General features: G+C 36.5%; 7 protein-coding genes and 2 riboswitches. Of the genes, 1 reads left to right on the top strand and 6 read right to left on the bottom strand.

The window, feature by feature from the left end:
- Positions 1-358: 358 nt before the first annotated feature.
- From MJG50_RS19255 to aspA, 6 genes are all read right to left on the bottom strand, one after another.
- Positions 359-1,681 (bottom strand): NCS2 family permease, encoded by a 1,323-nt coding sequence (locus MJG50_RS19255; RefSeq protein WP_240257399.1) that lies wholly within the window; start codon positions 1,679-1,681, stop codon positions 359-361.
- A gap of 136 nt (positions 1,682-1,817) precedes the next feature.
- A riboswitch (purine riboswitch) is annotated at positions 1,818-1,919 on the bottom strand.
- Positions 1,920-2,009: 90 nt separating this feature from the next.
- Positions 2,010-3,548, bottom strand: coding sequence for a glutamine-hydrolyzing GMP synthase (gene guaA, locus MJG50_RS19260; protein ID WP_240257400.1), 1,539 nt, complete (start codon positions 3,546-3,548; stop codon positions 2,010-2,012).
- 118 nt (positions 3,549-3,666) lie between these two features.
- Positions 3,667-3,768: riboswitch (purine riboswitch) on the bottom strand.
- 32 nt (positions 3,769-3,800) lie between these two features.
- The gene (locus tag MJG50_RS19265; protein WP_240257401.1) at positions 3,801-5,981 is read right to left on the bottom strand and encodes a transglutaminase TgpA family protein; all 2,181 of its coding nucleotides are present in this window, start codon (positions 5,979-5,981) and stop codon (positions 3,801-3,803) included.
- A complete protein-coding gene (locus MJG50_RS19270; protein ID WP_240257402.1) occupies positions 5,978-7,195 on the bottom strand; it encodes a DUF58 domain-containing protein in 1,218 nt (405 codons plus the stop codon). Before MJG50_RS19270 ends, MJG50_RS19265 begins: the two co-directional genes overlap by 4 nt.
- On the bottom strand, positions 7,195-8,160 hold the full coding sequence (locus tag MJG50_RS19275; protein ID WP_240257403.1) for an AAA family ATPase: 966 nt from the start codon (positions 8,158-8,160) through the stop codon (positions 7,195-7,197). Before MJG50_RS19275 ends, MJG50_RS19270 begins: the two co-directional genes overlap by 1 nt.
- A 186-nt stretch (positions 8,161-8,346) precedes the next feature.
- Positions 8,347-9,762 (bottom strand): aspartate ammonia-lyase, encoded by a 1,416-nt coding sequence (gene aspA / locus MJG50_RS19280; protein WP_431307303.1) that lies wholly within the window; start codon positions 9,760-9,762, stop codon positions 8,347-8,349.
- Positions 9,763-10,040: 278 nt separating this feature from the next.
- Here aspA and MJG50_RS19285 point away from each other — a divergent pair, with 278 nt between their 5' ends.
- Entirely contained in the window at positions 10,041-12,593 is a 2,553-nt protein-coding gene (locus MJG50_RS19285) for a winged helix-turn-helix domain-containing protein (RefSeq protein WP_240257405.1), read from the top strand.
- The last annotated feature ends 79 nt before the right edge of the window (positions 12,594-12,672 follow it).

Below are 12,672 nucleotides of genomic sequence, written 5' to 3' on the forward strand. Positions count from 1 at the left end.
TTATCTTGATTAAACGTTGACGCTTGTATTGTGTTCAGTTTTCAAAGAACTTTTTCGCCTTTGTTTCAGAGGCGACTTTATTAATATATCATCTTTATTTCGTAGTGTCAACAACTTATTTCAAAATCTTTTTTTGATAAAAGCTGTAACAGCGACCTACTAAATATATCAAGATTTCACCTAAACGTCAATACGTTTTTAATTGGAAAAACAGACCAATTTCGACAATATATCTATTACCTAGTTGCGATATACAATTACCTGTCTGATTTCAAATAAATAGGATGTGAGTTTATAAACTCACATCCCGAATATGCTCTATCATTCATTTGTTTCTCGATAATTTCATGTCTTTCCTCTATATAACAAACACAAAGTACAATACAAACACCACAAACAGCCCATACATAATTGGATGAATTTCCTTCATTCTTCCTTTTACAATCATTGTAATTGGATAGAAGATAAAACCAATTGCAATTCCTGTTGCAATACTATACGTTAATGGCATTGCAATGATCGTTAAAAATGCCGGTACAGCAATCTCGAATTTCTTCCAATCTATTTCACCTAATGTTGAAACCATAAGAACACCGACAATTATTAATGCTGGTGATGTCACAGCAGAAGTAATTACTCCTAGAAGTGGTGAAAAGAATAATGCTAGCAAGAAAAGGCCAGCTGTAACCACTGAAGCAAAACCGGTTCTAGCACCAGCTGCTACCCCGGCAGTTGATTCTACATAAGATGTTGTTGTTGATGTACCCAGCACAGCTCCTGCTACCGTCGCTGCAGAGTCTGCAAATAATGCTTTACCAGCACGTGGTAGTTTATTATCTTTTATTAAGCCCGCTTGATTTGCTACTGCTACAAGGGTTCCTGCTGTATCAAAGAAATCCACAAATAAGAATGTTAAAATGACAACCAGCATATTCATTGTAAAAATATCGCCAAAATTCTCAAATGCTGCTCCAAATGTTGGCGCGATGCTTGGAACTGCTCCAACTATTGCATCTGGTGTATTTATTTGATTTGTTATCATACCTAGAATGGCAGTTACCACCATCCCAATAAAAATACCACCTTTTATATTGCGTACCATTAAAATAACAGTGATAATAACTCCAAATATTGTTAACAACACATTCCCAGTTGTTAAATCGCCAAGCCCTACTAACGTTGCATCATTACTTACAATGATTCCTGCATTTTTAAGACCTACAAATGTAATAAACAAACCAATTCCGGCACCAACTGCATATTTTAGTTCAGCTGGAATTGCATTAATGATTGTTTCACGAATTCCTGATAATGTTAGTAAAATGAAGATAATTCCAGATACAAAAACTCCAGCTAAAGCTGTTTGCCATGGAATATTCATACCTAGTACGACTGAATAAGCAAAGAATGCATTCAATCCCATTCCAGGAGCAAGCGCAACTGGATATTTGGCAATTAAGCCCATTAATAATGAACCAATCGCTGCGGCTACTGCTGTTGCAACGAAAACCGCCCCAGAATCCATTCTCATCGCATCGGGTAAATCAGGTACATCACTTAACGAAAGCATAGCTGGATTAACAAATAAAATATATGCCATTGATAAAAACGTTGTTAATCCACCAATAAATTCCCTTTTATACGTCGTTCCAAGCTCATCAAACTGAAAATAATTCTTCATTTTTCTGACCCTCTCCCCTGTTATCCTTTTTCACCGTCGCAGAACTTCATTTCAACAACAAAGCGCTCCAGGTTCCTCACCCGAAGCGCTTGACTAAGCATAACGATAGAAAAGTAAAGTCATAGAATGAACCCTTTTCATATCCATTATACCTCGTAGTCAAGCTATTTACGGTAGCTCGGTAGAAACTTTTGGGCCATATCCCCAACATTATACGACGTATTTCTACAATAATAATTTAAATTTATTATATGACATTTATCCTAGGGAGTCAATACAGAAAACGAACATTAATTTGAAAATATATAACTATGTTCGTGTTTATAGGTTATTCCCACTCAATCGTCGCTGGTGGCTTAGACGTAATATCATAAACAACACGATTAACATGAGCAACCTCATTGACTATTCTCGTGGAGATCAATTCCAATACGTCCCAAGGAATACGGGCCCAATCAGAAGTCATTCCATCGATTGATGTAACCGCACGAATACCTATTGTGTAATCATATGTTCGTGCATCCCCCATTACTCCAACACTTCGGATATCGGGAAGAACTGTGAAGTATTGCCAAATTTCTCGTTCAAGGCCAGCATTTTTTACTTCTTCACGTAAAATCGCATCTGATTCACGAACAATTTCTAATTTATCTTCTGTAATTTCGCCTAAAACACGAATCCCTAACCCAGGTCCTGGGAATGGTTGACGCCAAACAATTTCATCTGGAATTCCTAACTCTGTTCCAAGTGCACGAACTTCGTCTTTAAAAAGTGTATTCAACGGTTCAATTAATTTGAATTGCATATCCTCTGGTAATCCACCCACATTATGGTGTGATTTAATCGTCTGTGCAGTTGCTGTTCCGCTTTCGATAATGTCGGTATAAAGTGTACCTTGTGCAAGGAAATCAATTCCCTGAAGCTTAGCAGCCTCATCATCAAATACATAAATAAACTCATTTCCGATAATTTTACGTTTTTGTTCTGGGTCACTTACACCTTTTAGTTTTGTTAAAAAACGTTCCTGTGCATCTATTTTAATCACATTCATATGGAAGCCTTCACTGAAGGTTTTCATTACACCTTCTGCCTCATCTTTACGTAAAAGGCCATGGTCAACAAACATACATGTTAATTGATCACCAATTGCTTTATGAATTAATACAGCAACGACCGATGAATCAACACCACCACTCAATGCACAAAGTACCTTTTTATCACCGACAGTTTCGCGGATTTTGGCAATCTCTAATTCAATGTAATTTTCCATTGACCAGCTTTCACTACATCCACAAACATCAAAAACAAAGTTCTTCAACAGGTCATTTCCATATACAGAATGGCGAACTTCTGGATGGAATTGAACACCATATAATTTACGTGCTTCGTCGCTCATTGCTGCAATTGGACAAGACGGACTTACTCCGTCAACTGTAAATCCAGCTGGTGTTTCTACAACTAAATCCCCATGACTCATCCAGACAACTTGCTCACTTGGCAGGCTTGAAAATAATTTCGAATTATTTTTAACAGAGATATTCGCTTTTCCGTATTCACGGTGCGAAGCCTTTTCAACCTTTCCGCCAAAATGCTTCGTCATAAGCTGCATACCATAGCAAATTCCCATGACTGGAATTCCCAAATCAAAAATCTCTTCATCACAGCTAAATGAATTTACATCATAGACACTGTTCGGCCCACCAGAAAAAATAATTCCTTTTGGCTGGAGCTCTTTTATTTCTTTCGCAGTAATTGTATGAGGGTGTAACTCACTATATACACCAAACTCACGTATTCTACGTGTAATCAATTGATTATATTGACTTCCAAAGTCTAAAACGATGATTATTTCTTGTTTATTATCCAAATTTTTCACCCCAAAAGTTTTTAATAGTTTTCCACTACACAAACGAAATATTAATTAAAATAAAAAAAACTAGAATCCTCCCTATATAAAAGGCAGAATTCTAGTTTTACATACACACAAATAGAATAGCTGCCTTCATAGTCAGGTCATTTACGGCGACCCGGTAGAGACTTTCGAACCATATTATCGAGGATATACGAAGGTAATATCTATTTAATTTGTGTTTATTCTATCAACGTTTATGCGTATCGGTCAAGATGATACCTTTTTAATTAAATTTTCCCATAATTCAACGGATTTCTCCCATTCCTTTATTGCATTATCTCTTCGATACAAGGCCCTTTCATAGCTTAATGTTAGCTTCTCCATATCATCAGAATGGTAAAAACTATCAACATATCTAGCGAAGTCCCTTAATGTTTGACCCTCTTTTCTAGATATTCCAGCTCGTTCAAGTTGTTTTAACAACGCATTATAGGCTTTGAAATATACATTGTCATTCTTTTTTCCTTTGTAAGCTTTTATTAATATGAAAGGAAGCCACTTCATTCGAGTGATAAAAAGTACATAACCGATGAGTATAACTGACAATAAAAAGATTAAGAAATACTTCCATGAAAATTCAAACTTAACCTGATCTAATAAGCTTTTATTATTATTATTACTTGACACTTCTGGATCCTTTTCTAGTTTATCTTGTAAATTTGGCTTGTCTTGTTCTGGTTGTGGAACAGGAGTTTCAGCATTATTACCGTTAGAAGTTAAATCAATAGTAAATTGATTTGAATTACTAAATCCTTTTGTCGGTTCAAATGGCACCCAGCCAAACTCTGGAAAATACACTTCAACCCAGGAATGTGCATTATTATTAGTTACTTCATAAATTCTGCCATGCTTATGCTCACCTTCTGTGTACCCTTTAACCCATCTAGAAGGTATTCCCACTGCACGTAATAACACAATCATCGATGTCGAAAAGTTATCACAGTAGCCGGTTTGAGTCTCAAATAAAAACTGATCAACATAATCCTGGTCAGACGCAGGTATAGCAACATTTACAGTGTCATACAAAAACGAATTGTTATTAAAATAGCTTTCAACGGCTTTTACTTTTTCGTAGCGATTTTCCTTGGTTGAGGTGATCTCATTTGCTAAATCTCTGACTCGCTGTGGGAGTGAATTAGGTAATTGCGTGTAAGATTCAAGAAATCCTGGTTCTAGTTCTAGTCCCCCTGTGCCGGTCACTTCTCTTAACTGGTTGATTGGAAATCGTGCATACTCATAATTCACCGTATATTCCTTTAATTTAATCGCATCAGCGCCTCGGTATGACCTGATTTTCTCAGTAAGGGGATCTGCGCTGAATACAATATCTGGATCAACTTCAACAGAAGTAAGCCCTGCAGGATATGTGATATGTGAATAATCCATTTTCATCTCAATCTCTGCTTGAGCTTCCTCAGTTTCAGCATTTCCCTCATACCAGTTCAGGACGGTATTTTCCTGAATGAAAGGCATTTGTTCAAGCTTGGCAGAAGCTTCCCACCCTTTTCCGGTATATTGATCCTTCGTTTCAACTCGCCAGTAATTACGTTTGCGTGCTTCCACTGTGAATACGACACGATCATCAGCGAGAAACGGCCCGCCTAAGTTTGAATCATTTGTTCCATATCCAATCCTTTTAATTCCAACTCCTCCAGCTCCCTCTCCACCTTTCCCATACCCTGTTAAAAACGGTACTGGGTCTGGCCATTGTGGTGATGCTTTTGGCGAAAGATATGCGAATGTTGAAGATAACAAAACAAAAACAAGTAAAGGAATGGACCACTTTTTACCTATATCTGTATATCTCTCTAGTTGCTCTTTTCCTTTAATACGTTCAAATTGGAGAACTCCCAGCACCAAGAAGCCGATAATAATCGTACGGATAATTGCATATTTTGCATCATATGGGCTAAAAGTATCAAGCACCGTTATATAGCTGACGGTTAAAACAAGAAAGAAAAGAATTCGCTTTTGATGAATCATCCAAAAATGAATCAAATAACTCATTAACCATAACAGGATAAAGAAAAGCAAACTCCGGAATATTGAAGTCATTTCCAACCAATTTGCGCGAAAAAGCAGCTCAATATTATGCCCAAATTCAAGAATTGCATCTTGTATCCATGCAAAGTCGAGAAAAAGACCTTTGTAATAAATCGAGTGAATCATATAAAATATCACAATTAGCTTAATAATCGCTGCCAAGATTCGTTTAACCTGGAAAAATAACAATAGAAAGCATATACCAATGAAGATGATAAACATATACAGCTCTGAGGTGTCTCCAATGACTGTTAATGGTCTCATCCACTCCCAAAGCAAAAGGAATCCTAGCACATTCATTAAGAAACTTTGAATATCAATTCGCTTTTCAACTGTTTGACTCACGATTTACTCACCTCTAAAAATACATCTGTATAGTTTCCTTCATGGACAACTTTTACAAATATATTTCGCTTTCTTATAACCTCCAGTACCTCTAGTTCATCACGTGAAAGCTGGGTCGCCCTTTCCTTAACAACAAAAAGCAATAGATTCGCATGCCTAAGTGGAATGCCTTCTACTATTTGAACCATGTCAGAACGTAGTTTGTTTGTTACTAGTAAAAATGTGACAGGTTGATAGATTTTCTTTATCTCCGATTCAACAATTTGAGAAAATGGAATCGAACTATTATCTTTTACCTTTGCTAAATGATAATAAATTTGTTGCTGCTGGATTTCACCACTACGCAACGGATAGATCGATTCTTCTTCACCAACTGATACCAAAGAAATTTGTGCACCTTTTTTCAAAATAGCTCGAACGAGTGAAGCTGTAAAGACTACAAGTTGTTCGAACTGCTCTGACTTCGTACGGTCCATAAAAATGATGACATCATGTGTTTGTTGCTGCTCAAATTCTTTTGTCATAATATCATTTTTTCTCGCAGAAGCCTTCCAATCAATCCATGAAAACCGATCACCTGGTTTATATTCTCTAATTCCAATCGCAATTGCTGTTTCCCGTTGCAATTTTACATTTGATGATGTTGACCCTTGCTCGAATCGACTTTCCAGTTGACGATAGATCATATCAACATATTGTGGGTAGATTAAAAAGTAATCCCGAACTTGAATAAAGCCCTCTTTTTCAATGAGACCGAATAGATCACCGGTCTTCAATCTAATGCCTTCAAATTGATGTTCACCACGTGGAATCGAATCAATCATATATTGATAAACAATCTCCTTTTTAAACCAAGGAAATAAAATCACTTTTGATTTTTTTGGCTGATTACTACTTTCCAGTTGAGTTGGTAGTAGTTCCTCTATTATTAAGTAAATGAGTGGAAACGGTATTTTCCGTTTAAGTGTTATAGTAGCAACAAAGGATTCACCTGCCATATATTCACTTTGATTTGTTTTCCTTGTAATTTGAATATCCTTCATCGGGTATATAGCTAAAAAAATGGAATACAAACCAAAAGGCAGAAAACTATAAAATAAAAACCAACTGACAAATCCCCCTTGGAACATAGCGTAGACGAAGGTTATCGCGATTAATAAAAGGATGGTTACAAGCTTCCCAGTTGCTTTCACATTTCGAATAACCCTAGTCATTAACGGTTCAACGACCTTTGCACTGGAATTGGCGTACGTTCAATAATCTTTTCAACGACATTTTCAGCTGTCATTCCTTCGAATCTCGCCTCTGTCCTTAAAATCATTCGATGTGGTAAAACATAGGGAGCTAAATATTGAACATCATCCGGAATAATAAAATCTCTGCCATGAATAAGTGCATATGCTTGAGATGCCTTCATTAAAGCAATTGAACCACGCGGACTTGAACCAAGATATATCGAAGCGTGATTTCTCGTGCGATTTACAATGTCAACAATATATTCCTTGATTGTTTCATCTACATAAACCTCTTTTACCTCATCCTGAAGATTTACTAATTCTTCAATTGTAATGACTGCTTCAAGGTGTTGAATCGGTTTCGCTTTCTCTGCTTTTCTTAATACTTCCAATTCTTCTTCTACAGACGGATATCCCATCTTCATTTTTAATAAAAAACGATCTAGTTGTGCTTCTGGAAGCGGATATGTTCCCTCATATTCAATTGGGTTTTGTGTGGCCATAACAAAGAAGGGTCTTGGTAAATGTCTTGTTACTCCATCAACCGTGACACTACTTTCCTCCATCCCTTCAAGTAATGCAGATTGAGTTTTTGGGGAGGTTCGATTAATTTCATCAGCGAGGACAATATTTCCCATAATCGGGCCCGGACGAAATTCAAAATGTAGCTCTTTAGGATTATAGATCGATACTCCGGTTACATCAGAAGGTAATAGGTCAGGTGTGAACTGAATCCGCTTAAAATCTGCACTCACAGATTTCGCAAGCGACCTGACCATCATCGTCTTTCCTACACCTGGTACATCCTCTAGTAGAACATGTCCTTCTGCAAGTAATGCTACTAAACTAAGGGTAGCCACATCCCGCTTTCCGATCATTACTTTTTCAATATTCTCGATGACTCTTCCTAAAATCGGATGTAACGTATCAAGTTGCTGCGTCATTTTTCCGTCCTCCTATATCTATTTAAATATAGACTATTATTTTATACTTATATGTAACTATTATACTATTCGGAAAATAATTGTAAAACCCTCTAAAATTATGAAAAAATAAAACACGATAAAAGCAAATGAAAGCTTTTATCGTGTTCAAAATCATCATATCAACAGTGATGCTTAAGCACCCACTTATTTAGTAAGCAACTGTGCGCCTGCAATCCCTGGTTTAGTCATTTCAAATGGGTCCAATATTAAATCTAGTTCTTCTTCACTTAAAACATCATAGCGCAGGCATAACTCTCGAATGGATACTCCTTTGAGAACACACTCTCTCGCAATCTCGGAAGCTATATTATAACCAATATGAGGATTGACTGCGGTTAATAATCCCACACTCTTCTCAACATAGTCTTTTAGAATTTTTTCATTCGCCTTAATACCTGCAATGCAATGCTCTGTGAATACCTTGAAGCCATTATTCATAATTGAAATGGATTGTAATAAATTAAATACTAATACGGGCTCCATCACATTTAGTTCAAATTGACCCGCTTCAGACGCTAGAGAAATCGTATGGTCATTTCCGATTACTTGAAAAGCAATTTGATTGATTACTTCTGGCATAACAGGATTTACTTTTCCTGGCATAATTGATGAACCTGGCTGACGAGCTGGTAAGATAATCTCATACAATCCCGCTCTTGGACCTGATGCCATTAACCGAAGATCATTGGCAATTTTGGACATATTAACCATACAAATTTTTAGTGTAGATGACACTTGTGTATATGCATCTGTATTTTGGGTTGCATCAATTAAATCTTCAGCAGGAATAAAAGGAATCTCTGATATTTCTGCAATGTGTTTGACAACCTTTTCAATATAATTTGGGTCAGCATTTAGACCTGTACCTACCGCTGTAGCACCCATATTTATTTCAAGTAAGTTTTCCTTCGCTCTTTCAATTCTCTTTATATCGCGTTCAATCACATTTGTGTAAGCCTTGAATTCTTGACCAAGTCGAATTGGAACTGCATCCTGCAGGTGAGTTCTACCAATTTTTATCACATGATCGAATTCCTCTGCTTTTGCGTTAAATACATTTCTCATTTCAGTCATCGTGTTCAACAATAGATCTAATGCCCGATATGTTGCGATGTGTATAGCACTTGGGAATGCATCATTCGTTGATTGCGCCATATTGACATCTATATTAGGATGCAAATAAGAGTAGTCTCCTTTTTCTCTTCCCATGAGCTCTAATCCTCTATTTGCAATAACTTCATTTGTATTCATATTTATCGAGGTACCGGCACCACCTTGAATTGGATCAACAATAAATTGATCATGCCATTGCCCATTTATGATTTCATCAGCTGCCTGTGAAATTGCCTCTGCCTTCCCTTTATATAACCCACCAATTTCAGAATTAGCAAGGGCTGCTGCCTTTTTAACAATTGCCATTGCAATGATCAGTTCCCGGTCTATTTTATATCCAGTAATCGGGAAATTCTCAATAGCTCTTAACGTCTGAACCCCATAATACGCTTCATTTGGAACATTCTTTTCACCAAGAAAATCCTTTTCAACTCTAAATGTGTTCACCCTTATCCCTCTCCTTATCATGCTGTTGGACAACACCATTATTATAGCACCGATAGATTCAAAGAAAAGCAAAAGAGTATTAATATTTCTTCCCATTTTTATATACCTATTTTTTAATAAAAGAATCCTTTTAGATATTGATCACCCCAGCATCTAGAAAAATATGTATTTTTATGATTTGTTCATTTATAATTTGTTCAAAGGATTAATTAATAAAGTACTAGGATTAGATATAGTTACCGAGATATTCCAAGTAACTTTTTTGAAGGAGGAAATGGATGAATACAGTTTGGTTGAACTCAAAAACAGTCGTACCAAGTATCGCAAATACTGCTATTAATAGAGAACGATTACTACAAGTATTACAAGAAGGGAGTTCTACAAATTTAACAATTGTCCAAGCTCCTGGGGGCTATGGGAAAACAACTATCCTTAGCCAGTGGATCAGCCATATTAACCAGCCCACTTCTTGGTTTTCAATTGACGCACTTGATAATGACCCCATTCGTTTTTGGAAATATGTCATTCAATCCGTGTCAGACTCGCTTAAAAGTGACCTAGCTAATCGCCTATTCCCACTGTTTCATTCACCTTTGCATTCACCTCATGAGCTTATAATTGATTCCTTCTTAAATGAATTGAGTACGATTAATCAGTATATTCATATCGTCTTAGATGACTACCATGTTATTGAAGATCCAACTATTCATGAAATGATGACCCGTTTTATCGATTATTTACCTAGCAATACCCGGGTGTATTTGTTATGTAGGACTACATTACCACTTCCATTAGCAAAATGGCGTGTCCAATCAAATCTAACTGAAATTGATTTCGAGCAACTAAGTTTCACATATGAGGAAGTTGAAGCTTTGTATAAAAAGAAGAATCATCTCATAGTAGATGAAGACAGGTTCTATCAGAATCTGTTAAATAGTACTGAAGGATGGGTTGCAGGACTCCAAATGGCTAGCCTCTCCATGGTAACTGATGAATTACACGATTCTAGGTTTGATGGGACACACCCATTTGTGACTGAATATTTATTGAAGGAAATCTTTCGGACACTTTCACCTGAAATTCAGGATTTTCTTTTACAAACCTCCGTTCTTACTATGTTGGAGCCCAAGATTTGCAATTTATTAACGAGTCGTTCAGACAGTTACGATGTTTTAGTTGAGCTAGTAGAAAAGGGCATTTTCACAGTTCGATTGTCTTCGGCTCGCCCTGTTTTTCGATATCATCACTTATTCGCAGATGTTCTTCAAATAGAAATGAGAAATAAATATCCAGAGGAACAAGTGTCTTCTATTTATAAGAATGCAGGTACCCTTTTATGTGAAAAAGGAGATTATATATCGGCAATTGAATTAGTTTTACAACAAAAAATCTTTCATCTAGCAGATGCATGGATTAAAACCTACCTTGTTGATATCTTTACTTCAGGGCAAATTGCAACATTTGTACGCTGGATTGATACTTTCCGAAAAGATAATTATTCACTTCCCTATGAAACGATTGTCATGTATACCATTGCTCTCACCTCTATTCCTGACTTAAAAAAAGCAAAACAAATAATTGATGAACTAGAACAGAGGAATATAATTAATCAATGGATGGATCATCCCGATAACCAAGGTATTGTTAGTATTTTGACTACCTTAAAAGCATATGTCCTAATGGCAATTGGGGATGAACCGGAAAAAGTAGTAGAAATTCTTGTAAACCAGCTTAAAGCTGGACGGGTGAGCTCTAGATGGGATCATATCCCTATGCATTACAATCAGTTTGAACCTAAAATATCACGTACATTGATGGGAGCAAAGGGAAAGTTTTCTCCATTAAATGGAGCGATTGCATTTTCTGATTTCCTTCGTCAAACCGAATTTAAAGAGCAAAATTTAATGGGGTTTAGCTATGGTGTGTTAGCCGAGATCATGTATGAAGCTAATTTACTAGAAGATGCCCTACATGAAATAGAGGGTGGATTGCAATATGCCAACCGTTTTCAAGATTCTGGTTTAGCCATTCCACTTTACATATTAAAAAGTAGAATCTATATGGCAAAAAAGCAATTTACCTCTGCCCAAGCCGTGTTAGATCATGCTATACAAAGTGTAACGGAATGGTATTGGGTTCGTTCATTACGAGCAATGAAGGCACATTGTTATTTAATGCAGTTTGATTTAATAAATGCTGAGATGGAATTGTTCAAAATGGATAGGCCTGATATTCTTAAAATCGAGCTAGGTCAAGAGTTCTGGCTGCTTGTATACGTTCGACTTTTATTGAATAAGAAGAACTATCATGAAGCATTGACAATTTCGATTCTAGTAAAGGAAAAGGCTTCAAATGATGAGCAAATCTCAACCATTATCGAAGCCTTGATACTTGAAGCAATCTGTTATTTAAAGATAGATTCTCATGAACTTGCCATTTCCACGCTACATAAAGCGCTGGAATTAGGATCTGCTTATGAATATAAAAGAATCTTCCTAGACGAAGCAGAGATCAATTCGTTATTTAAAAAATACATTTCATTTCGACAAAAGGATACGAGTACTCATTGGGAAGCTGTTCCCCTCTCCTATATTGAAGATTTGATAAGAACTTGTACAAAAATAGACGATAAATCTATGCGCGGAATTCTTACTCCACGTGAAATGGATGTACTTCAATTATTGGCAAGGGGTGCATCAAACCGAGAGATTGCTAGTCAATTATTTCTTTCTGAAGGAACTATTCGTGTCTATTTAACTAACATCTATAGTAAACTTGAAGTCCAATCCCGTACTCAAGCAATCTTGCTAGCGAAAGAATGGAATCTCTGAGTCATATTCAGATTTCTAAATGGGAGGCACATCCTTTTTAAAGGATGTGTTTTTAATTTGTTGTCGAGGCAAGGGGTTA

Source organism: Fredinandcohnia quinoae, assembly GCF_022427965.1.
GTDB lineage: Bacteria > Bacillota > Bacilli > Bacillales > Bacillaceae_L > Ferdinandcohnia > Ferdinandcohnia quinoae.

Excerpts from the sequence above, each read along its gene's own strand:
- MJG50_RS19255 (WP_240257399.1), bottom strand. The coding sequence starts at position 1,681 with ATGAAGAATTATTTTCAGTTTGATGAGCTTGGAACGACGTATAAAAGG.
- MJG50_RS19270 (WP_240257402.1), bottom strand. The coding sequence starts at position 7,195 with ATGACTAGGGTTATTCGAAATGTGAAAGCAACTGGGAAGCTTGTAACC.
- MJG50_RS19275 (WP_240257403.1), bottom strand. The coding sequence starts at position 8,160 with ATGACGCAGCAACTTGATACGTTACATCCGATTTTAGGAAGAGTCATC.
- MJG50_RS19285 (WP_240257405.1), top strand. The coding sequence starts at position 10,041 with ATGAATACAGTTTGGTTGAACTCAAAAACAGTCGTACCAAGTATCGCA.